Origin of the sequence: Nocardia sp. NPDC004151 (assembly GCF_042874235.1) — a bacterium.
Taxonomy (GTDB): domain Bacteria; phylum Actinomycetota; class Actinomycetes; order Mycobacteriales; family Mycobacteriaceae; genus Nocardia.
In genome coordinates this window covers 261,344-286,382 of the sequence record NZ_JBIAMR010000003.1, presented here as the reverse complement: position 1 = coordinate 286,382, position 25,039 = coordinate 261,344, and the positions used below count along the sequence as shown (strand labels likewise).

Below are 25,039 nucleotides of genomic sequence, written 5' to 3'. Positions count from 1 at the left end.
GGATCAGCCTTTCTCACCTGGGAATTCAGTGCCACAGTGCGTTCAGCGACCGCGCGATGAGCGCGAGCGCCGTCGGCGATGTCATCTGCCAATGGGTTTCGGGTACCGCGTGATCGCGCACCGCGCCGTCGACGGCGGCGGTCCACCCGGCGGCGCCGGCGGCGGCCGGTTCCTCCAGGGCTGCGGTGAAATACGTGAGGTCGCCATGGAAACGGCCGGGGCGGTAGGCCTGGGCCAGCTCCATCGAGCGCAGGCTCGACGCGAGGATGCGGGCGATCCGGTCCTCGCCGAGCGAGGCCGGACTCCAGCCGTCGCCCTGATCCGGCAGCGCGACCACGCGGGCCGCGAGGTCGGCGGGCGTGGTGACGGCCTCGAGATCCAGGTCGCCGGCGCGGTCACCGAGCAGGCTGCCCAGCAGTTCCCGCACCTCGGCCAGGGCGGCGTCGGTGGACACCGGCCCGGCCCCGGCCGGAGCCAGGTGGCTGTCGAGCATGGCCAGTGTGGCGACCTGCTCGCCCTCGCCCTGCAGTCGCACCGCGACCGCGTGGGCGAGGACACCGCCGAGCGACCAGCCGAGCAGGTGGTACGGCCCGGACGGCTGCACCGACCGGATCGCGGCCACGTATTCGGCGGCCCAGTCCTCGATCGAATCCGGTAGCACGCCATCGGCTTTCAGGGCCGGTGACTGCAGACCGTAGATCGGGCGGTCGGCGTCCAGGTGGGCGGCCAGGCCCGCGAAGGACCAGGAGATGCCGCCGACCGGGTGGATGCAGAACAGCGGTTCCGCGCTGCCCTCGCGGCGCAGCGGCAGCAGCACGTCCAGCGCGGCCTCCGGATCGGCGCCGCTCGCCGCGTCCAGTTCCCGGGCCAGCTCGCCCGGGGTGAACGCGGTGAACAGCAGCAGCACCGGGACCGTGGTGCCGAGCAGTTCGCCCAGTCGCGACGCCAGCCGGGCCGCGACCAGCGAGGTGCCGCCGAGCTCGAAGAAGCTGTCGTCCAGGCCGACCCGCTCGACGCCGAGCACCTCGGCGAAGGCGGCGCACACGGTGGTCTCCAGCTCCGTTGCCGGAGCCCGGAATTCGCGGGCGGCGAACTCGGGAGCCGGGAGCGACCGGCGGTCGAGCTTGCCGGAGGTGTTGAGCGGCAGGGCGTCCAGGGTCACGAAGGCCGAGGGCACCATGTACGAGGGCAGACGCTGCGCCAGCGCGCGGCGCACGGCGTCGGTATCCGGGGCGCCGGAGCCCGCGGGCACCAGGTAGGCGACCAGGTGCTCGCCGCCGCTGTCCTGTCCCGGCCAGACCACGACCACGGCCTGGTCGATCTCGGGCAGCGCGGTCAGCGCCGTCTCGACCTCGCCGAGCTCGATGCGCAGACCGCGCAGCTTCACCTGGAAGTCGGTGCGACCCAGATACTCCAGCTCACCGTCACGGTTCCACTTGACCAGGTCACCGGTGCGGTACATACGCTCCGACGTCCCGAACGGGTTGGCCACGAAACGATCCGCGGTCAGGTCGGGGCGTTCCACGTACCCGGTGGCGAGCTGGTCACCGGCCAGGTAGAGCTCACCGGCGACACCCGCCGGAACCGGGCGCAGGCGCGAATCGAGCACGTACACCTGGGTGTTGAACACCGGACGACCGATCGGCACGGTGTCCACGTCGGCGTCCACGACCCGGTGGTAGGTGACGTCGACCGCGGCCTCGGTGGGGCCGTACAGGTTGTGCAGCTCCGCGCCCGTGAGCGCCCGCAGCCGCTGGGCCACGCCGCCCGGCAGCGCCTCACCGGAGGCAAACACCTGACGCAGGCTGTGTCCGATCTGCCCCTCCGCTTCGCTCCGGGGCGGGTTGCTGCTCTCCAGCTCCGTGACGAAGGCGGCCAGCATCGAAGGCACGAAGTGGGCGGTGGTGACGCCCTCGGCGTCGATGACGCGGGCCAGGTAGGCCGGGTCGCGGTGGCCTTCGGGGGCGGCCACGACGAGGCGCGCGCCGACCTGCAAGGGCCAGAAGAACTCCCACACCGACACGTCGAAGGTGGCGGGCGTCTTCTGCAGCACCACGTCCGCGGCGGTGAGCCGGTACTCGGACTGCATCCACACCAGGCGGTTGACGATCGCCTGGTGCGACACCGCCACACCCTTGGGGCGACCGGTGGAGCCGGAGGTGAAGATGACGTACGCGGTGTTCCCCGCGACCAGGCCGTGCCGGCGTTCCCGCGCGATGATCGGCTCGGACTGGTAGCCGCCGAGCTCGAGCCGGTCGAGTCGCACGGCCGGAATCGCCTCGTCCAGTTCGAGATCCGCGGCGGTCAGCACCAGGACGGGCCGCGCGGTGTCGAGGATGTGGGCGATCCGCTCCCCCGGCTGGGCCGGGTCGACGGGCACGTAGGCGGCGCCGGTCTTGATCACCGCGTAGATGGCCACGACCAGGTCGGCGGAGCGCGGCAGCGCCAGGGCCACGGTGTCGTGGGCGCCGACGCCATGCTCGATCAGGAAGCGCGCCAGGCGGTTCACCCGCGCGTCCAGGTCGGCGTAGGTGAGCGCCAGGCCCTCGGCCACCAGGGCGATGTTCCAGGGGTTGGCGGCCACCGCCGCGTCGAACAGCGAGACCAGGGTGGGTTCGGGTTCGACCCCGAAGACCGCCGCCGAGTCGTTCCACTCCTCGAGGATGAGCGTGCGCTCGTCCGCGTCGAGGAGGTCGATGTCACCGGTCCGCACCGACGCGTCGGCGATGACCGCGTCGAGCACCCGCTGGAAGCGGCGCACGAACGACTCCACGGTGGCGGCGTCGAAGAGGGCGGTCGCGTAGGTCATGGTGGCGGTCAGTCCGGCGGGAGTTCCGTCGGCGTCGTAGCTGTCCACGATCACCAGGTGCAGGTCGAACTGCGTGACGTCGCTGTCGAATTCGACGGCGGCGACGGTGAGACCGTCCAGGTCGAAGGCGGCCGGACGCTGGTTGTTGAAGGAGAAGCCGACCTGCACCAGCGGGTGGCGCGCGGTCGAGCGCTCCGGCTTGAGCACCTCGACCAGGCGCTCGAACGGCACGTCCGGGTTGTCGAAGGCGGCGACGTCGTCGGTCCTGACCCGGCGCAGCAGCGCGTCGAAGCCCTCGGCCGGGTCGACGCCGGTGCGCAGCACCAGCGTATTGACGAACATGCCGACCAGGTTGTCGAGCGCGGCGTCCTCGCGGCCCGCGATCGGGGTGCCGACCGCGACGTCGGCCGACCCGGTGAGCCGCGACAGCAGGGTCGCGAACGCGGCGTGCACCGTCATGAACAGGGTGGCCCCGTTCGCGCGGCCCAGATCGGTGAGCGCGGTGTGGGTTTCGGCGTCGACGGTGAAGTCGACGCGACGACCCGCGGTCTCCAGCACCACCGGGCGTGGCCGGTCGGTGGGCAGCTCGAGCTGCGGCGGCAGCCCGGCCAGGCGTTCGGTCCAGAAGCCCAGCTGACGGGAGATCAGCGAGTCCGGATCGTCCTCGGCGCCCAGCAGATCGCGCTGCCAGACCGCGAAGTCCGAGTACTGCACCGGCAGCGGCGTCCATGCCGGGGCGACGCCGGACGTGCGGGCCGCGTAGGCGGTCATGACATCCCCGGCCAGCGGGGCCAGCGAGGCGCCGTCACCGGCGATGTGGTGCATGACCACCACGAACACGTGGTCCTCGGGGGCCAGCTCGTACAGCGCGGCCCGCAGCGGCACCGACGCGGTGACGTCGAAGCCCTCACCGATCAGCTCGGTGACCGCCGCGACGACGGTCTCCTCGGTGACCGGAATCGCTGCCAGCGCGGGCAGTTCCGCGACCGCGGTGGCGGGCAGCACCACCTGCACCGGACCGGTCGCCGTCTCCGGGTAGACCGTGCGCAGCACCTCGTGCCGGACCACCACGTCGGCGATCGCGGCCTGCAGCGCCGCCACGTCCAGGGGTCCGGTCAGGCGGATCGGGAGCGGGATGTTGTAGGCGGTCGAATCCGGATCCAGGCGGTTGAGGAACCAGATGCGCTGCTGGGCAGGCGAAACCGGCGCGGGGCCGACCGCCGTGCGGGGCAGCAGCGGCGGGCGGACCGCGGCGTTCCGGTCGGCCGCGACCGCGGCGGCGGCCAGCGCCTCCAGGTTCGGCGCCTCGAACACCGCGCGCACCGGCACCTGTGCGCCGAACGCGGCGGACATCCGCACGGCCACCTGGGTGGCGGTCAGCGAGTTGCCGCCGAGGGCGAAGAACTCGTCGGCCAGGCCGACCCGCTCCGCGTCCTCGATGCCCAGCACCTCGGCCACGATGCCGGCCACGGTGCGCTCGGCGTCGGTGCGCGGGGCGACGAACTCGGCGGTGCGGAGTTCGGGCTTGGGCAGGGCGCGCCGGTCCAGTTTGCCGTTGACGGTCAACGGGATTCCGTCCACCACCACGAAGGCCGACGGGATCATGTAGGACGGCAGCCGCTCGGCGGCCCCGTCGCGGACGGCATCCACGGCGGGCGTGATGCCGTCCTCCGGCACCAGGTAGGCCACGATGCGCTGATCGCCCGGCTGGTCCTCGCGCACGATGACCGCCGCCTGCGCGACGCCCGGCTGTGCGAGCACGGCCGCTTCGATCTCGCCGAGTTCGATGCGGAAGCCGCGCACCTGGACCTGATCATCGGCGCGGCCCAGGTATTCGAGTTCACCGTCGCGGTTCCAGCGGGCCACGTCACCGGAGCGGTAGAGCCGCTCGCCCGGCGCGCCGAAGGGGCTGGCCACGAAGCGGGCCGCGGACAGGTCCGGGCGGTTCATGTAGCCGCGCGCCAACTGCGCACCGGCCACGTAGAGCTCGCCGGAGACACCGACCGGTACCGGGTGCAGTCGCTCGTCGAGGACGTAGGTGCGCAGCCCGCGGATGGCCTCGCCGATCACCGAACCGGTCGCGGCGGCGATGGTTCCGGCGTCCAGGGACCGGTGGGTGACGTGCACCGTGGTCTCGGTGATGCCGTAGATGTTCACCAGTCGCGGCTCGGCGTCGCCGCGGCGGGCGACCCAATCCGAGAGGCGGCGCAGTTCCAGGGCCTCACCGGCGAGGATCAGGTATCGCAGCGACAAGTCGTGCGCGGCGCCGGCCGCCGCCGCGAGGCGGTCCGCCTCGTCGAGCTGGTAGAAGGCCGAGGGGGTCTGGTTGAGCACGGTGACCCGCTCCCGGCTGAGCAGTTCGAGGAACTGCTCCGGGGAGCGCGAGAGCAGGAAGTCGACCACCACGACCTTGCCGCCGTGGAAGAGCGGGCCCCACAGCTCCCACACCGAGAAGTCGAAGGCGTAGGAGTGGAACAGGACCCACACATCGTCCTGGCTGAACTCGAACTCGGGAACGATGTTCTCCATGAGCTGCACCACGTTCCGGTGCGTCACGCCGACGCCCTTGGGGCGGCCGGTGGAGCCGGAGGTGTAGAGCACGTAGGCCAGGTTGTCCGGGTGCAGCGGGGCGGGACGGTCGGCATCGGTGACCGGCGTGCCCGGGAATTCCTCCGAATCCTCGTCCAGGCGAATGATGTTCAGCGCGGCGGTCGCGGCGCCTCCCAGCGCTTGTTCGACGCCGACGGTGGAGTCGGTGATGACGCTGGTCGGCTTCGCGTGCTCGAGCACGTAGCCGATGCGGTCGGCCGGGTAGGCCGGGTCCAGCGGCACGTAGCCCGCACCGGCCTTGAGCACGGCCAGCAGGGCGACGACCAGCTCCGCGGTGCGCGGCAGCAGCACCGCGACCAGGGATTCCGGGCCCGCGCCGTGGCTGATCAGCCTGCGCGCCAGCATGTTCGCGCGCCGATCCAGTTCGGCGTAGGTGAGCTGCTCGTCGCCGAAACCGACGGCGATCCGCTCGGGGTGGCGTGCCACCGCGTTCTCGAACAGGCTCGTGATGGTGTCGCCGGTCTCGCCGATGCCCGCGCCCGGACCGCTCCACAGCTCGAGCACATTGCGGCGCTCGGCCGCCTCCATCAGCTCGATGTCACCGATCGGCGCGGTCGCGTCGGCGGCCACGGCGCGCAGCACGTGGTCCAGGCGGTCGGCGAAGGACGCGATGGTCTCGGCGTCGAAAAGATCGGTGGCGTAGTTCCATTCGATGGCCAGCCGCCCGTCGGCGTCCGGCTCGTCGGAGACGGTGACCTGGAGGTCGAAGCGGGACACCGGGGCCTCGTAGTCGACGCCGGCCAGGGTCAGGCCGGGCGCCGAGTAGGTCGGGGTGTCCAGGTTCATGTACGCCAGGGCCACGGTGAACAGCGGGTTCCGCGCCTGGGTGCGGGACACCCCGAGCGCGTCCACGACCTGATCGAAGGGCACGGTCGCGTGGTCGAACGCGGCCAGGTCGGCGTCGCGGGTCTGCGCCAGCAGCGCGTCGAAACCGCGGTCGAGTTCCGGCTGGGTGCGCAGTACCAGGGTGTTGACGAACATGCCGACCAGGTCGTCGAGGGCGGCATTGCCGCGGCCCTCGATCGGGGTGCCGATGGCGATGTCGGTGCCGGCCGACAGGCGGGCCAGCAGCAGCGCCAGCGCGGCGTGCCACACCATGAACGGGGTGACGTTGTGCGCCTCCGCGATTCGCTTGATCGCGGCGGCCAGGTCGCCGTCCACCGTGGTGTGCAGGTACGCGCCGCGGCCGGACGCCACCTCCGGGCGGGGCCGGTCGGTGGGCAGGGACAGTTCCTCGGGCAGGTCGCGCAGCGTCTCGGTCCAGAACGCGAGCTCGCGGTCCCCGATGAGCTCGAGGGTGGCCCGCTGCCAGAGCGCGAAATCGGCGTACTGCACGGGCAGGTCGGTCCACTCCGGCGCGTGTCCGGCCGCCCGGGAGAGGTACGCGGTGACGGTGTCGCGCAGCAGCGGGTTCATCGACTGGCCGTCGCCCGCGATGTGGTGCTGCACCACGGCGAGAACGTGGCTGTCCTCGGATTCGCGCAGCAGCGCGGCGCGGATCGGCACGGTGGTGGTGACGTCGAATCCGGTGTTCGCGAAGGCCGCGATCCAGGCCGGGTCGGCGGCGTTCTCGCCGGTGTGGATCTCGAGCGGGAGCGGCGCGGTCTCGGCGGGCAGGACCAGCTGGTAGCCGACGCCGTCCGCATCCGACGGGTAGATGGTGCGCAGCGCCTCGTGGCGGGTGACCACGTCGCCGAAGGCCGCCAGCAGGACGCTGGTGTCGATCTCGCCGGTGATCCGGACCGCCGAGGGCAGGTTGTAGGCCGCGGATTCCGGGTCCAGCCGGTTGAGCAGCCACATACGGGTCTGCACCGGGGACAATGGGATTCGCTCCGGCCGGACCATGCGCCGCAGCGGCAGGCCGGTGCCCGCCGCGGTGGCCAGCGCGGCCAGGCCCGCGACCGTCGGGGCCTCGAACAGCTGACGCACACTGAGTTCCACGCCGAGGGCCGCGTTGGCGCGGGCGATCAGGCGCATGCCGAGCAGCGAGTTGCCGCCGCGGGCGAAGAAGTCGTCGTCCGCGCCGAGGGTGACGCCGCCGAGCAGGTCTCCGGCGAGGGCGGCCAGGGTGGCCTCCGCGCCGGGCGCGGGCTCCCGGAAGGCGACCGTGGTCGCGGTGAACTCGATGGCGGGCAGAGCCGCACGGTCGAGCTTGCCGACGGTGGTGAGTGGCATCGCGTCCAGCACCGCCACGTGGGCGGGCACCATGTAGGAGGGCAGCTGGGTGCGGGCGTGGGCCAGCACCGCCTCGGCGTCGAGCTGCTCGCCGGAGACGTAGCCGACCAGGCAGTCCGCCCCGGTGGTGTCCTTGGCCAGCAGCACCACCGCATTGGCCACGCCGGGCGCGGACAGCAGGGCGGCCTCGATTTCGCCGAGCTCGATGCGCTGACCACGCAGCTTGATCTGGAAGTCGTTGCGGCCCATGTAGACCAGGTCGCCGGCGCGGTTCCAGCGCACCAGGTCGCCGGTGCGGTACATCCGCGCGCCGGGCACGCCGAACGGGTCGGCCACGAACCGGTCGGCGGTCAGCGCGCCGCGGCCCTGATAGCCGCGGGCCAGCTGGGCGCCGGCCAGATAGAGCTCGCCGATGACGCCCATCGGCACCGGGCGCATGCGGGCGTCGAGCACGTAGGCGCGGGTGTTCCAGTTCGGGCGGCCGATGGCGACCTCGAAATCCGGGTCGGCGTCGGAGAACTCGTGGTAGATGGTCGAGATCGCGGCCTCGGTCGGACCGTAGGCATTGTGCACCGAACCGCCGACCAGCTCACGCAGCCGGCCGAGCAGCTCGACGGGCAGCGCCTCACCACCGGTGTGCAGGTGGCGGAACGACTTCAGGGCGTCGCCGTGGCCCTCGGCGATCAGCGCGGCCAGCACCGACGGCACGTGTTCGGCGATGGTGACGCCGAATTCGCGCATCAGGTCGGCCAGGTAGTCCAGGTCCAGCGGGCCCGGGCGCGGAATCACCAGGGGCGCACCGACCATGGCGGGCAGGAAGCACTCCCACACCGAGACGTCGAAGGCCAGCGGCGCCCGCTGCATGATGCTGTCGTCGCGGGTGACGCCGTAGCGCTCCTCGAGCCAGCGCAGCTGGTTCATGATGGCGCGGTGGCTGGTGGCCACGCCCTTGGGCAGGCCGGTGGAGCCGGAGGTGTACAGCACGTAGGCGAGGTTGTCCGGGCGCAGGACGCCGAGCCGGTCCGCGTCGGTGATCGGTGCGTCCGAGAACTCTTCCAGCGCACCGGATTCCGCCAGCTCGGCGAGGTCGAGCACGCGCACGCCCGCGAGTTCGGGCAGCGTGGCCCCGCCGACGGTCAGCACCAGGGTGCTGCTCGACGTGCCGAGCACATGCGCGATGCGGTCGGCCGGGTGGGACGGGTCGACCGGCACGTAGGCGGCGCCGGCGGCCACCACCGCGAACAGCGCGACCACCATGTCGACGGACCGCTGGGCGGTGACGCCGACGATCGCGTCCGGGCCGACGCCCTGCGCGATCAGCAGGCGGCCCAGGCGATTCACACGCCGGGCCAGGTCCGCGTAGCCGACCCGCTCGCCCTCGAAGACGAGCGCGTCCACGTCGGGATCCAGCGCGGCCCGCGCGTCGAGCAGCTCGGCCAGGGTCTCGACCGGCAGCGGCCGGATGGTGGCATTGCGATCCACCAGCAGCGCACCGCGTTCGGCGCGCGACATGATCTCCACGTCACCGGCGGCGGCGCGGGGATCGGCGAGCAGCGCCCGCAGCACACGTTCGAAGGTCTCCTGGAAGCCGCCGATGGTGGCGGCGTCGAAGAGGTCGGTGGCGTAGGTGATGTAGACGTCGATGCCGCCGGGCGCGCCGTCGGCGCCGGTGGTCTCGGCCAGCGTCCAGTCCAGGTCGAACTGGGTGGCGGTGGCGTCCACGGTGAGCGCCTCGATGGCCAGACGGTTCAGCTTGATGCTGGGCCGGGCGTGGTTCTGCAGGGTCAGCGTCACCTGGGCCAGCGGCGCGTGCGCCTGGGAGCGCACCGGATTCACCGCTTCGACCAGCATCTCGAACGGCACCACGGCGTGGTCGAAGGCGGTCAGGTCGGTGTCGCGAACCTGGGTGAGCAGCTCGGCCAGGGCGGCGTCCGGGCGCACCTCGGTGCGCAGCACCAGGGTGTTGACGAACATGCCGACCAGGTCGTCGAGGGCCTCGTCGCCGCGGCCCGCGACCGGGGTGCCGATCACGATGTCGGCGGTGCCGGACAGGCGGGCCAGCGTCACCGACAGCGCGGTGTGCAGCACCATGAACGGGGTGACCCGGCGCTCGGCCGCGAAAGCCAGGACGGCCGAATGCAATTCGGCGTCGAAGCGGCCGCTGAAGCCCGCGCCGCGACCGCTGGCCACGGCGGGCCGGGGACGGTCGGTGGGCAGGGGCAGCACGTCCGGGACGCCGTGGAGGCGGCGGGTCCAGTGCGTGAGCTGCTGGGCCAGCACCGATTCGGAGTCCTCGGGACCGCCCAGGGCGGCGCGCTGCCACAGCGCGAAGTCGGCGTACTGCACCGGCAGCGGCGCCAGGTTGGGGACCTCACCGGCGCAGCGGGCCACGTAGGCGGTGGCGATGTCTCGGGTGAGCGGGCCGAAGGACCAGCCGTCGGCGGCGATGTGATGCACCACCAGGACCAGCAGGTGGACGCCCGGCTCGTCGGTGAGTTCGAGCAGCCGGATGCGGAACGGCACCTCGGCGGTCACGTCGAAGGCGGTACGCGCCACCGATTCCACCAGTCCGGGCAGGTCGGCGGAGGTGACGGGCTCGGGGACCAGGTCGATCAGGCGGGTGCCGGTGGGCAGGATGAGCTGGCCGGCCTGGCCGTCGTGCTCGGGGTAGATGGTGCGCAGGGTCTCGTGGCGGTCCACGACGTCGGCGACCGCGGCACGCAGCGCCTCGACATTGAGCGCGCCGGTGAGGCGCAGCGCGAACGGAATGGTGTAGCCGTCGCGGATGTCGAAGCGGTTGAGGAACCACAGCCGCTGCTGGGCGATGGACAGCGGGATGTGGTCGCCGCGTTCCTGCGCGACCACGGGCGGCAGCTCGACCAGCGTCTCGGCGTCGGCCGCGCGGATCTTGGCGGCCAGGCCCGCGACGGTCGCGTCCTCGAACACCGCGCGCAGCGGAATCCGCACGCCCGCGGCCTTGCCCAAGCGCGCCACCAGCTGGGTGGCGATGAGCGAGTTGCCGCCGAGCGAGAAGAAATCGTCGTCCGCGCCGACTCGCGCGGCGCCGAGCAGCGAGGCGAAGACCTCCGCGACGATCCGCTCCTCGGGGCCGGTGGCCGCGCGGAAGGCGGTGGTGGTGGCGGCCGGGGCGGGCAGCGCGCCGCGGTCCAGCTTGCCGGAGCTGTTGACCGGGAAGGACTCCAGGGCCATCAGGACGGCGGGCACCATGTAGACCGGTAGTCGCTGCGCCAGTTCGGCTTTCAGCGCGGCCACCGAGATCTCCGCGCCCGGGGCGGGCACCACATAGCCGACCAGCTGCGCGTCGGCGCCGGAGCCGTGCACCACGACCACGGACTGGGCGACCCCGGGGTGCGCGGTCAGCGCGGCCTCGATCTCCCCCAGCTCGATGCGCAGACCGCGCAGCTTCACCTGGAAGTCGGTGCGACCCAGGTACTCCAGCTCACCGTCACGGTTCCACTTGACCAGGTCACCGGTGCGGTACATACGCTCCGACGCACCGAACGGATTGGCCACGAAACGATCCGCGGTCAGGCCCGGGCGGGCCACGTAACCGACCGCCAGCTGGTCACCGGCGAGGTACAGCTCGCCCGCGACGCCCACCGGGACGGGGCGCAGCCGCGCGTCCAGCACGTAGAGCTCGGTGTTGAAGGTCGGGCGGCCGATCGGCACGGCGTCCACGTCGGCATCGGTGACCTGGTGGTAGGCCACCTCGACCGCGGCCTCGGTCGGGCCGTAGAGGTTGTGCAGTTCCGCGCCGGTCAGCTCGCGCAGCGTGTGCGCGGGCTTCGAGGACAGCGCCTCGCCGGAGGCGAAGACGATCCGCAGCGAGGTGCACCGCGCGGCGGCCTCCTCGGCGACGAAGACGGTCATCATGGACGGCACGAAGTGCGCGGCCGTGATGCCCTCGCGAGCGATGAGTTCGGCGAGGTACACCGGATCGCTGTGGCCCTCGGGCTTGGCGATCACCAGGCGCGCACCGATCTGCAAGGGCAGGAAGAACTCCGGGACCGACACGTCGAAGGTCATCGGGGTCTTCTGCAGCACCACGTCGGCGGCGGTCAGGCCGTGCGCCGACCGGCCCCAGACCAGGCGGTTGACGATCGCGGCGTGGCTGACCGCGACGCCCTTGGGGCGGCCGGTGGAGCCGGAGGTGAAGATGACGTAGGCCGTGTTGGAATCCCGCAGCGGGGCAATGCGATCCGCGTCGGTGATCGGCGCGTCGGCGATGCCGGTCAGGTCGAGCAGGTCGATGCGCACCTGGGCGGTGTCGAGCGGCAGATCCGCACCGGAGGTCAGCACGGTCACCGGGTCGGCGGTCTCGAGGATGTACTCGAGGCGCTCGGCCGGGTGGTCGGGGTCCAGCGGCAGGTAGCCCGCGCCGGCGGCGGACACCGCGTACATGCCGATCACCAGGTCCAGCGAGCGGCGCATGCCCAGTGCGACCAGGGATTCCGGTCCGACGCCCTCGCTGATCAGCCAGCGTGCGAGCCGGCGGACCCGGCTCGCGAACTCGGCGTAGGACAGACTCGTCCCCTCGAAGGTGAGCGCGACGCTGTCGGGGGTGCGCGCGACCTGCTCCTCGAACAACGAGATCAGCGTCTTGGCGTCCGCGGCGGCGGCCGGGGTCAGGCCCAGCGCGGCGTCCACGTCGAAGGCGGTGGCGTTCCAGCCCCGCACGACGAGTTCCCGCTCGGCGTCGCCGAGCAGGTCGATGTCGCCGACCAGGATGGAGGCGTCGGCGGCCACGGCGGCCAGCAGGCGGCCGAACTGCTCGGTGAGCGAGGCCGCGGTGGCGGCGTCGAACATCTCGGTGGCGTAGCGCAGGTTGCCGGTCAGCCCGGCCTCGTCGCCGAGTTCGCCGACCACCAGGTGCAGGTCGAATTTGACGGTGGGGTCGTCGATCTCGACCGGGGTGACGGCCAGTTCGGGCAGTTCGAAGGTGCCGGCGCCGCCGCTCATGCGGGCGTCGTTGAACGACAGCATGACCTGGGCCAGCGGCGGCGCGCCGGTGGTGCGGTCCACGGCCAGCGCGTCCACGATGCGCTCGAAGGGCAGCTCGGCGCGGCCGAAGGCGGCCAGGTCGGCGGTGCGCACCGTGCCCAGCAGATCGGTGAAGGGCCGGTCGGCCTCGACCTGGGTGCGCAGCACCAGGGTGTTGACGAACATGCCGATCAGGGCGTCGAGTTCGCGGTCGCCACGGCCACCGATCGGGGAGGCGACCGGGATGTCGGCGGTGCCGGAGGTGCGGGCCAGCAGGGCCGCGAAGGCGGCGTGCACGACCATGAACAGGGTGACGCCGTGGGCGCGGGCCAGCTCGCGCAGTCCGGCGGCGACGGTCTCGTCGACCGAGAACGGCACGGCGGCACCGGCATTGGTGGCGACAGCGGGGCGGGGGCGGTCGGCCGGGAGGCTCAGCTGCGGCGGGAGGCCCGCCAGGGTCTCGCGCCAGAACTCGATCTGCTGGTGGGCGACGGTGCCGGGTTCGGCGGCGTCGCCGAGCAGTTCGTGCTGCCACAGGGCGTAGTCGGCGTACTGCACGGCCAGCGGTTCGAAGCCGGGCTCCTGCCCCGCGGTCCGGGCCAGGTAGGCGCGCATCAGGTCGCCGATGAGCGGCTGCAGCGACAGCGCGTCGGCGGCGATGTGGTGCACGACCACGGCCAGCACGTACTCGGTGTCCCGCGCGGCCTCGTCGGCGATCACGCTGTGCTCATCGACGATGAAAAGACCGATGCGCGACGGCAGTTCGGTGGTGACGTCGAAACCGGCGGACGCGAAGGCGGTGATCGCCCCGGCCATCTCGGCCGCGCTGACGGGCACCGGGCTCAGGCTCAGGCCGATGTCGCCGATATCCAGGATGTGCTGGTACGGACCGGCTTCCGAGTCCGGGTAGCTGGTGCGCAGCGACTCGTGGCGGGCCAGCACGTCCAAGGTGGCCTGCTCGAGGGCGGCGATGTCCAGGTTGCCGCGCAGGCGCAGCACGATCGGCAGGTTGTAGACGCTGTGCTCGCCGTCCTCGGCCTCGATGCGGTTGAGGAACCACAGACGCTGCTGGGCGGGCGAGAGCGGAATGCGCTCCACTCCACCTCCCTGCGCTCGGCGCGGGCGCGCGGCCAGCGCCGGCCGGGCGGCATCGGGATTCGTGGCGACCAGCGCGGCGGCCAGGCCCTCGACGGTGGAGAACTCGAACAACAGGCGCACCGCCACCCGGGAGCCGAGCTCGGCGCCGATTCGGGAGGTGACCCGGGCGGCGTCCAGAGAGCTGCCGCCCAGGGCGAAGAAATCGTCGTCGAGGCCGACGCGCTCGACCGTCAGCACCTCGGCGAACACCGCCGCCACCAGGCGCTGGGCCGGGTCGACAGGCTCGCGGAAAGCCTTGGCGCGCAGTTCCGGAACGGGCAGCGCCTTGCGGTCCAGCTTGCCGCTGGAGTTGAGCGGCAGTTCGGGCAGCGCCATCAGGGCGGTGGGCACCATGTAGGGCGGCAGCACCCGGGTCAGGCCCTCGCGCAGGGTCTCCGGGTCCAGCTCGACGCCCGGGGCGGGCACCACGTAACCGGCCAGGAAATCGCCGGAGTCGGCGCTGACCAGGCGCACCGCGGCCTGGGCCACCTCGGGGGCCAGCAGCAGGGCGCTCTCGATCTCGGCCAGTTCGATGCGCTGGCCGCGGAACTTGATCTGGAAGTCGAGGCGCTCGAGGTAGACCAGCTCGCCGTCCTCGGTCCACTTCACCAGGTCGCCGGTGCGGTACATGCGCTCGCCCGGCCGCCCGAAGGGGTTGGCCACGAAGCGATCCGAGGTGAGGTCGAAGCGGCTGTGGTAGCCGCGGGCCAGCTGGGTGCCGGCCAGGTACAGCTCGCCGGGCACGCCGATGGCGACCGGGTGCAGGCGCGAATCCAGCACGAACACCTGCGAGTTCCACTCCGGCTCGCCGATCGGGACGGCGAGGGTGTCGGAGCGGTGCGCCTCCCGGAAGGTGATGGACACCGCGGCCTCGGTGGGGCCGTACAGGTTGTGCACACCGGCATCGCTGACCGCCCAGAAGGCGGTCACGGTCTCGGGCGGCAGCGCCTCGCCGATGACGAAGATGTCGCGCAGCGAGTCGAGTTCGCCCGCCTCGGCGTGCGCGGCGAACACCGACAGCATGGACGGCACGAAGTCGGTCAGCGTGACCTGGTGCCGGGCAATGGTTTCCGCGATATAACGGGGGTCGCGGTGGCCGTCGGGGGTGGCGACCACCAGGGTCGCGCCGGCGCGCAGCGGCAGGAAGTAGCCCCACAGCGAGACGTCGAAGGTGGTGGCGGTCTTCTGCAGGTAGACGTCCTGGGCGCGGACGCCGTACTCGGCCTGCATCCAGGCCAGCTGGTTGGCGATGGCGCGGTGGGTGACCGCGACGCCCTTGGGCTTGCCGGTGGAGCCGGAGGTGAACAGCACGTAGGCGGGGTGGTCGGGGTGCAGGACCCCGTGCCGCTCCTTGTCGCCGATCTTGGCGGCGGAGTAGTCCTCGAGGCTCAGCTCGTCGAGGTGGTGCAGGGGCACATCGATGGTCTCGGGCAGCGTGAAACCGTCACGGCGGGTGGTGAGCACCGAGTGCGGGCCCGCGGTGGCCAGGATGTGGCCGATCCGCTCGGCCGGGTGCGCGGGATCGACCGGCACGTAGGCGCCGCCCGCGCGCAGCACGGCGTACATGGCCACGACCAGTTCCACCGAGCGCGCCATGGCCAGCACGACCAGTGATTCCGGGCCGACGCCGGCGGCGATGAGGTGCCGCGCCAGGCGGTTGGCCCGCTCGGAGAACTCGGTGTAGGTCAGTTCGGTGTCGCCGAAGACCAGGGCGCGGGCCTTCGGGCTGCGCGCGACCTGCGCGTCGAAACCCTGGTGCAGGAACAGATCCGGGACGCGCGAGCCGGTGGCGTTCCAGCTGGAGGTGACGTAGTCGTACTCCCCGGCGTCGAGCAGTTCGATATCGCCGACGGCGACCGTGGCGTCCGCGGTGGCGGCGGCCAGCAGCCGGGTGAACTTGGCGGCCAGCTCGCGCACCGTGTGGTCGTCGAAAAGGTCGGTGGCGTAGGTGTATTCGACCCGGTAGCCGTCACCGGCGGTGTTCACGGTGAGCTGCAGGTCGAACTTGGCGATGCCCGGATCGAAGTCCAGTTCCTCGGCCGTGAGGCCGGGCAGCCCGGCGGTCAGCTCGCCCAGGTTCTGCATGAACAGGGCCACCTGGAACAGCGGGTGGCGGTTACGGGCGCGCGGCGGGTTGAGCACCTCGACCAGGCGCTCGAACGGCACGTCGCGGTGGGCGAAGGCGCGCAGATCCCGGTCGCGCACATGGGCGATGAGATCGCCGAAGGAGTCCGCGCCGCGCACCTCGGTGCGCAGCACCAGGGTGTTGACGAACATGCCGACCAGGTCGTCGAGGGCCTGATCGCCGCGCCCGGCCACCGGGGTGCCGATGGCGATGTCGGTGGTGTTGGACAGCCGGGCCAGCACGGCGGCCAGCGCCGCGTGCAGCACCATGAACGGGGTGGCGCGGTGCGCGGCGGCCAGCTTGTCCACCGCGGCCCGCAGGTCGGCGTCGAGCACGGTCTCGAAGGTCGCGCCGCGGCCGCTGGAGGCGGTGGGCCGGGGGCGGTCGGCGGGCAGGTCCAGCTGGGCGGGCAGCTCGGCGAGTTCGTCGGCCCAGAAGGCGATCTGGCGGGCGGACACCGAATCCGGATCGGACTCGTCGCCCATCCAGGCGCGCTGCCACAACGCGTAGTCGGCGTACTGCACGGCCAGCGGCGCGAACTGCGGGCGCTGCCCGGCCTGGCGGGCCACATAGGCCATCACCAGGTCGCGCACCAGCGGGCCGATGGAGGCGCCGTCGGCGGCGATGTGGTGGGCCACCACGACCAGGGTGTGGTCGCCGGGGCCCGAGCGCAGCAGCCGGGCGCGCAATGGCACCTCGGCGGTGACGTCGAAACCCTGTGCGGCCAAACCGAGTACGGTGCCGACCAGCTGGGCCTCGGGCACGTCGCGCGGGGTCAGGTCGACCGCGGCGGCGGGCAGCACCATCTGGGCCGGGCCCTGCTCGGCGGCCGGGTAGTAGGTGCGCAGCGACTCGTGCCGCTCCACCACGTCGGCGAACGCGGCCGCCAGCGCCGCGGTGTCGAGGTCGCCGCGCAGCCGCAGCGCGAACGGCATGTTGTCCACCGCGGCCGGATCGAATTCGTCGGCGGCCGGATCGTATTCGCTGCGCGCGTAGTGGTTGAGGAACCACATGCGCTGCTGGGCGGGCGAGAGCGGGATGTGGTCCGGGCGCGGGCCCGCGGTCAGCGGCGGCCGGGCCGGTCCGGCGTTGTCGCCCAGCGCGGCCAGCGCGGACACCGTCGGCCGCTCGAAGAAGTCGCGCACGTCCACGGTGACGCCGAGGGTCTCGCGGATGCGGGCGATGGCGCGGGTGGCGATCAGCGAGTTGCCGCCGATGGCGAAGAAGTCGTCGTCCGCGCCGACCACCTCGAGGTCGAGCAGGTCGGCGAAGATGGCCGCGACCGCCTCCTCGGCGGCGGTCTCCGGCGCGCGGTAGGCGGTGACGGCGTCGGCGAAGTCCGGTTCGGGCAGCGCGCGGCGGTCCACCTTGCCGTTCACGTTCAGCGGCAGCTGCGCCATCGGCACCAGCAACGACGGCACCATGTACTCGGGCACGTGCGTGCGCACGGTGGAAAGCACGGCCGCGCTGTCGATCTCGTGACCGTCGGCGGCCACCACGTAGCCGACCAGGTTCTGCTCGCCGTTGGCGCGGGTGTGCATGAGCACGGCCGCCTGCGCGACGGCGGCGTCGCGGCGCAGCGCGGTCTCGACCTCGCCCAGCTCGATGCGCAGGCCGCGCATCTTCACCTGGAAGTCGCTGCGGCCCACGTACTCCAGCTCGTCGGGGCCGTTGTCGGGGTTGGACACCCAGCGCACCAGGTCGCCGGTGCGGTACATGCGGTCGCCGGAGGGGCCCTCCGGGTTGGCCACGAAGCGCTCGGCGGTCAGGCCGGAGCGACCGGCGTAGCCGCGGGCCAGCTGCGGGCCGGCGATGTAGAGCTCGCCGACCACGCCGACCGGCACCGGACGCAGATCCCCGTCCAGGACCAGCACTTCCACGTCGTCGCCGGGGCTGCCGATCGGGATGGAGTCGACGTCGGCGGCGGTGACCTCGTGCGAGGTGGCCAGCACGGTGGACTCGGTCGGGCCGTACACGTCGAAGAGGGTCGCGCCACTGACGCTGCGGAAGTCAGCGGCGGTTCCGACGGGGACGGTCTCGCCACCGGTGAGCAGGTAGCGCAGCGAATCGGGCATCTCCTCGCCGCTGCGCATCACCTCGCCCACCAGCGCGGCCAGCATGGAGGTCACGAAGAACGCGGTGGTGACCCGGGATTCGCGGATCACGTGCACCAGGTAGGCCGGGTCCAGGTGGCCGTCGGGCCGGGTCATCGCGATCCGGGCGCCGGTGGTCAAGGGCCAGAAGATCTCCCACACCGAGGCGTCGAACGTGGTGGAGGTCTTGAACAGCAAGGCGTCCTGGTCGGTGAGCCGGAACTGCCGCTGCTGCCAGCGCAGGAAGGCGATCACCGCGCGGTGCGGAATGGCCACGCCCTTGGGGCGGCCGGTGGAGCCGGAGGTGAAGATGACGTAGGCCAGGTTGTCCGGGCCCGGCTGGGGCAGCTCCGGGTCGTCGGCCGGAGACAGCAGTCGGTCGCCGTTGATGCCCAGTTCCCTTGCGTTGTCCTCGAATTCGTCGATGCGCAGCACCGGGGCGGCGATCTCGAAGGGCGGGTGGTCGGCGGTGGTGGTGAGCACCACCGCGGGCTTGGCCACCTCGAGCACGTAGGAGGTGCGCTCGGCCGGGTGGTCCGGATCGATCGGCACGTACGCGCCGCCCGCCTCCAGGATGGCGAACATGCCGACCAGCAGTTCGAAGGAGCGGCGCACCGCCAGGCCCACCAGCACGTCCGGGCCGACGCCCAGGGTGCGCAGGTGGCGCGCGAGAACGGTGACGCGGGTGGCGAATTCGGCGTAGGTGAGGGTCTCGCCGTCGTAGTCCATGGCGATGGCGTCCGGCGTGCGCTGGACCTGCGCCCGGAACTGGGTGCTGAGCGTCTCGACCGGGGCCAGCTTGGGGTCCAGGACATCCGAGGCCGCGAGCACGGCGTCGTCGACCAGGGCCTCGAGCGCCGCGGTCAGGCCGCCCGCCTCGCCGTCCATGAGGCCGGGCAGCTGGCCGGAGACCACCACCTGGATCAGCGCCTCGGGCTCGAGCGCGCCGCCCATGGCCTCGCTCAGCATGGCGATCTCGGCGGCCAGGACACCGTAGGCGACGGTGTCGCCCGCGTAGCGCAGCGCGACGCGGTCGGCGTCCAGCTCGGCCACGACGGCGATCAGACATGGTAGGTCGCCCACACCGTAGGCCCGGCGCAAGGCCGTGACCCGTCCGGTCCGGTTGGTGGCGATCGACTCTGCGTAGTGCATCAGAGGCTTCCTTCCGACGTGCTTTCCGTGCTGAGGACCAGGGCCTGCGCGTCCGCGGTGAGCGTGCTCAGGACCTGACGGAGTCCGGCCGCGCCGAGGGCGGCCAGAATGCCGGGCACCAGCCCGGCGAGTGCCACGTTGACCAGCGCCTCCGGTTTCGCGGCGGCGCCCATGGCGCGGGCGGTGACGGCGATCTTCTCGGCGAGATCCCGGTACGTCACCGTGTGCTCGCCGTGCGTGACGGCGACCGCTGCGGGAGCGGCGGCCGCGGCGGCGGCGATCAGGGTGGGCAGGTCGGCCGCGGCAGAGGTGGAGGAATTCTGCTGCGGCGCGACCACTTCGGCCTTCGGCGCACCGGTGCCGGGGCGGCGGTTGCGCTCCGCCTCGGTCCGGATGTCGATGGCGCGCAACGACACGTCCGGATTCGCGACGACGGTGTCGAGGACCGACCGCAGGCGCTGAGCCAGCAGACGCACGGAGTCGGCCTCGAAAATGTCGGTCGCGTACCCGAATCGCATGTCCAGACCGGTGACCTTCCCGGCCGCGTCGTGCTGCTCGATGCCGGTGAGCTGGAGGTCGAACTTGGCCTCGATCAGCTCGGGTTCGAGCGCCGCCACGGTCAGCCCGGGCAGTTCGACCGACACCGGCGCCATGTTCTGGAAGGCGAAAGCCACCTGGAACAACGGGTTCACCGAGGCCGAACGGCCTCGGCCGGCGGCGGCCAGCACGGCCTCCACCACCCGCTCGAACGGGACGTCACCGTGGTCGAACGCGGCCAGATCGCGATCGCGCACCTGCTTCAGCAGGTCGGTGAAGGTCAGCTTGCCGTCCACCTCGGTGCGCAGCACCACGGTGTTGACGAACATGCCGATCAGGTCGTCCAGTGCCCGCTCACCGCGACCGGCGACGGGAACGCCGATCGAGATGTCGCGCTGGCCGGACAGTTTGGCCAGCAACACGGTGAAAGCTGCGTGCACGACCCCGAACAGGGTGGCGCCGTGCGCGCGGGCCAGGGTCGACAGTCGTTCGACGGTGTCGGAGTCCACCGCGAAATCGATCGTCTTGCCCAGCATTTCCCGCCGGGCCGGCCGGGGCCGGTCGGTGGGCAGCTCCAACTGGTCCGGGGCGGAGGACAGTTCGTCCACCCAGAAGGCCAGCTGGCGCGAGAGCAGGCTCTGCGGATCGGCGTCGGAGCCGAGCACAGTGCGCTGCCAGGCGGCGAAATCGCCGTACTGGACCTCGAGCGGGGTCCAGGCGGGAGCGGCGCCGGACGTACGGGAGGTGTACGCCAGCACCAGGTCCCGGGTCATGGGCAGCACCGAGTAGCCGTCGGCGCTGATGTGGTGCAGCACCACCATGAGGACGTGCTCGTCCGGAGCCAGTTCGAACAGCACGACCCGCACCGGCGGGGCCACGGTCACATCGAAGCCCGCCGCGGCCACCTCGACGAGCGTGGCCTGAAGGTTGGTCTCCGACACCGGAACCGGGGTCAGCTCGCCGTCGAGCTCGCCGACCTCGAGCACCACCTGCACGGCCTCGCCGTCCACCTCGGGGTAGCGGGTGCGCAGGATCTCGTGGCGCTCCAGCACATCCCGCAGGGCCGCCGTCAGCGCGGCCCGGTCGAGGTGTCCGGAGAGCCGGATGGCGGTCGGCACGTTGTAGGCGCCCGACTCCGGGTGCAGGCGGTTGAGCACCCACATCCGCTGCTGCGCCAGCGACAGCGGGGCCGGGCCCGCGTCGGTGCGGCGCACCAGCGGCGGCAGCGCGTCGGCGTGGTCGGCGGTGGCGATCCAGGTCGCCAGGCCGTCCACGGTCGGCGCCTCGAACAGGGCCGAGACCGGCACCCGCACACCGAGATCCGCGCCGAGCCGGGCGGCCAGGCGGGTCGCCATCAGCGAGTTGCCGCCGAGGGCGAAGAAGTCGGTGTCCAGGCCGATGAGGATGTCCTCGGCCGCGCCGATCACCTCGGCGAAGCCCGCCGCGACCGCCTGCTCGACGGCCGTGGTCGGCTCGCGGTAGGCGGCCACCGCGAAGACCGGCTCCGGCAGCTGGGCCCGGTCCACCTTGCCGTTGGCGTTCAGCGGCAGGGCGTCCAGGACCATCAGCGCGGCCGGGACCATGTACTTCGGCAGCTCCGCGCCCAGGGCGGCGCGCAGCGCGGCCGACACCTCCTCGCGGCTCTCGGCGGCGGTGCCGGGCACCGCGGCGTAGGCGACCAGGCGCGACCCCGCGTCACCCGCGGTGCGGGCGACGGCGACCGCGGCGGTGACGCCGGGCTGGCGGCGCAGCGCGGTCTCCACCTCGCCGAGCTCGATCCGGAAACCGCCGATCTTGACCTGGAAGTCGGCGCGATCGATGTACTCGAGCGCCCCGTCCTCGCGCCAGCGGACGATATCGCCGGTGCGGTACATGCGGCCGCCCGCGAACGGGTCGGCCACGAAGCGGTCGGCGGTCAGGGCCGGGCGGCCGAAGTAGCCGCGGGCCAGCTGCGCACCCGACAGGTACAGCTCGCCGGGCACGCCGACCGGGACCGGGGAGAGCCGGGCGTCGAGCACGTACACGCGGCTGTTCCAGGCCGGCGAGCCGATCGGCACGGCCTGCCGGTGGCGCTCGGTCACTTCGAAGGCGGTGATCGAGACGGCCGCCTCGGTCGGACCGTACAGGTTGAACAGCACTGCGCCGGAGTCGTTCCCAGCGTGGTGGTCCAGGAACTCGGCGGCCGTGGCGGCGGGCAGCGCCTCGCCGATGGCCAGCACCGCGCGCACCGACCCGGGCAGCGGGCCGCCGGCCAGCAGCATGCCCAGCAGGGAGGGCACCGGGTGAAGGACGGTGACGCCGTGGCCCTCGATCAGGGCGCGCAGGCGGTCCGGATCGCGCTCCTCGCCCGCGGCCGAGACCAGCAGGCTGCCACCGGTGGTCAGGGTGGACCAGAACTCCCACACCGACAGGTCGAAGGTGGCGGGGGTCTTCAGCAGCGCGCGGTCGCCCGCGCCCAGCTCGAAGGTGGCCCGCAGCCAGCGCAACTGGTTGACGATGGCCGCGTGCGGCACCGCGACGCCCTTGGGCAGGCCGGTCGAGCCGGAGGTGAAGATGACATACGCCGGGTGCTGTTCGCGCAGCGGGCGCACCCGCTCGGCGCCGGTGACCGGGGCGGCGGACAGCGCGGACAGGTCGAGCCGGTCCACCTCGAACACCGGCACCTCGGTGGGGAACGGCACGCCGTCGGCCGAGGTGGTGAGAACCACTGCGGGAGCGGCGGTCTCGACGATGTAGGCGATGCGATCGGCCGGGTGGTCGGGGTCGATCGGCACGTACGCGCCGCCCGCCTTCACCACCGCGTACATGGCGACCACCAGGTCGATGCCGCGGCGCATGGCCAGCACCACACCGGTCTCGGGTCCGACGCCCGCGGCGATCAGGCGACGCGCCAGGCGGTTCACCCGGGCGTCGAATTCGCCGTAGGTGAGCGAGGTTCCGGCGTCGTCCAGCAGCGCGACCGCGCCGGGGGCGGCGGCCGCCTGCTCGTCCACCAGGTCGGCCAGGGTGGCCGGGGCCAGCTGGCGCGCGGTGGCGTTCCAGTCGTGCAGGATGCGCTGACGCAGGCCCGCGCCCAGCAGGTCGACATCGCCGATGGCCGTCTCCGGCTGCGCCACCACGGTTTCCAGCACCCGGGCCAGCGCGGCGGTGAAGCGCTGCGCGGTGGCCTCGGTGAACAGGTCGTGGGCGTAGCCGAGGGTCAGCTCGAGTCCGGCGGGCGCGCCGGACTCGGCGTAGTGGTCCACCGCGAACAGGTGCAGATCGAATTGCGCGACGTGGGTGTCGAATTCGACCTCCGACACGGTCAGGCCGGGCAGCTCGAGGTTGGCACGCTCATGGTTCTGGAAGGACAGGCCCACCTGGACCAGCGGGTGCCGGGCGGTGGACCGGGCCGGGTTGAGCACCTCGACCAGGCGCTCGAACGGCACGTCGGCATTGCCGAAGGCGGCGATGTCGCCCGTGCGGACCCGGGCCAGCAGATCGGTGAACGGCTCGGCGCCATCGGTTCCGGTGCGCAGCACCAGGGTGTTGACGAACATGCCGATCACGTCGTCGAGGGCGGCGTCGCCGCGGCCCGCGATCGGAGTGCCGACCGCGATGTCGGAGGTGCCCGACAGCCGCGACAGCAGGGCGGCCCAGGCCGCGTGCACCACCATGAACAGCGTCGCGCCGTGGCGGCGGCCCAGTTCGGTCAGGCCGGCGTGCAGCTCGGCGTCCAGCGGGAGCCGGATGTAGCTGCCGCGCAGGCTCTGTCGCGCCGGACGCGGGTGGTCGGCGGGCAGGTCCAGCTGGTCGGGCAGCCCGGCCAGGGTCTCGCGCCAGTAGGCGAGCTGGCCCGCGGCCACCGACTCCGGATCGTTCTCCGAGCCCAGCAGCGCGCGCTGCCACAGCGCGTAGTCGGCGTACTGCACGACCAGCGGCGTCCAGGACGGCTTGGCGCCGGCCAGGCAGGCGTTGTAGGCGATCATCAGGTCGCGCACGAACGGCACCACCGAGGAGCCGTCGGCCGAGATGTGGTGCAGCACACCGGCGAGCACGTGGTCACCGGTCGGCACGCCGTCCGCGTCCACGATGCGCAGCAGCAGCACCCGCACCGGCACGTCCACCGTCACGTCGAAGGTGGTCATGGCGAATTCGGTGACCTTGCCGACCAGTTCGGCCTCGGTGAGGTCGACCGGCTTGAGCTCCGCGACCACGTCCGCGGCGGGCAGGATCACCTGCGCGGGGCCCGCGGCCAGCTCCGGGTAGACGGTGCGCAGGGTCTCGTGGCGTTCGATCACCGCCGCGAACGCGGCCTCCAGCGCCGGGGCGTCCAGTTCGCCGGTCAGGCGCAGCGCCACCGGGATGTTGTAGGCCGTCGACGAGCGGTCGAAGCGGTTCAGGAACCACATGCGCTGCTGGGCGGGCGAGAGCGGCAGGTGCTCGGGACGGGCGCCCGCGGCCAGCACCGGCCGCTTCGGGCCGTCGGCCTCGGCCTGCACCCGCGCGGCCAGCGCGGTCACGGTCGGGGCCTCGAACAGCGCGCGCACGCCGACGGTGGTGTCGAACAGCGCGCCGATGCGGGCGACCGCCTTGGCCGCGAGCAGCGAGCTGCCGCCCAGGGCGAAGAAGTCGTCGTCCGCGCCGACCCGCTCGATGCCCAGCAGGTCCGCGTACACGTTGGCGATGAGTTCCTCGGCCACGGTGGCGGGCTGGCGGTACTCGGTGCCCTCGAAGACCGGTGCGGGCAGCGCCGCGCGGTCCAGTTTGCCGTTGACGGTCAACGGGATCCGGTCCACGACCACCAGGGCCGCCGGAACCATGTGCTCGGGCAGTTCGCGGGCGACGGCGGTGCGCAGGTCGGTGGTGGACACCACCGAGCCCACCGCCGGGACCACGTAGCCGATGATGCGGGAGACATCCGCCGCCTCGTCGTGGCGCACGATGACCGCGGCCTCGCGGACCCGCGAATCCAGCAGCAGCGCCGCCTCGATCTCGCCCAGCTCCACGCGGAAGCCGTGCAGGTTCACCTGCTGGTCGATGCGGCCCAGGTACTCCAGATCGCCGGTGGGGGTCCAGCGCGCCAGATCGCCGGTGCGGTAGGCGGATTCGCCGGGTGCGCCGTACGGGTCTGCCACGAAGCGGCCGGAGGTGAGCGCCGGGCGCTCGAGGTAGCCGCGCGCCAGCTGACCACCGGAGACGTAGATCTCGCCGGGGACGCCGACCGGGACCGGACGCAGCCGCGAATCCAGCACGCGCACGGTCAGACCCGGCAGCGCGCCGCCGATCACGCTGGCCGAACCGGTGTCCGGGGTGATCGGGCGGTAGGACACGTGCACCGTGGTCTCGGTGATGCCGTACATATTGATCAGGGCCGGGCCCTGCGGGTGCCGGGCGAACCAGCCCGAGAGCCGCTGCGGC

Annotated in this window: 2 protein-coding genes (1 of these 2 only partly in view); both read right to left on the bottom strand. The window is 72.3% G+C overall.

Annotated features, from left to right (window positions below; translation table 11 throughout):
* Positions 1-25 precede the first annotated feature (25 nt).
* Positions 26-19,102 carry a non-ribosomal peptide synthase/polyketide synthase gene (locus ACFYTS_RS08730; RefSeq protein ID WP_387302342.1) on the bottom strand — a complete coding sequence of 6,359 codons (19,077 nt, stop codon included), beginning with the start codon at positions 19,100-19,102 and terminating at the stop codon, positions 26-28.
* On the bottom strand, positions 19,102-25,039 hold the final stretch of the coding sequence (locus tag ACFYTS_RS08725; protein WP_387302340.1) for a non-ribosomal peptide synthase/polyketide synthase. 12,089 nt of this gene lie beyond the right edge of the window; only the last 5,938 of its 18,027 coding nucleotides appear in the window; the start codon falls outside the window, past its right edge — the gene reads right to left on this strand; it ends in the stop codon at positions 19,102-19,104. Before ACFYTS_RS08725 ends, ACFYTS_RS08730 begins: the two co-directional genes overlap by 1 nt.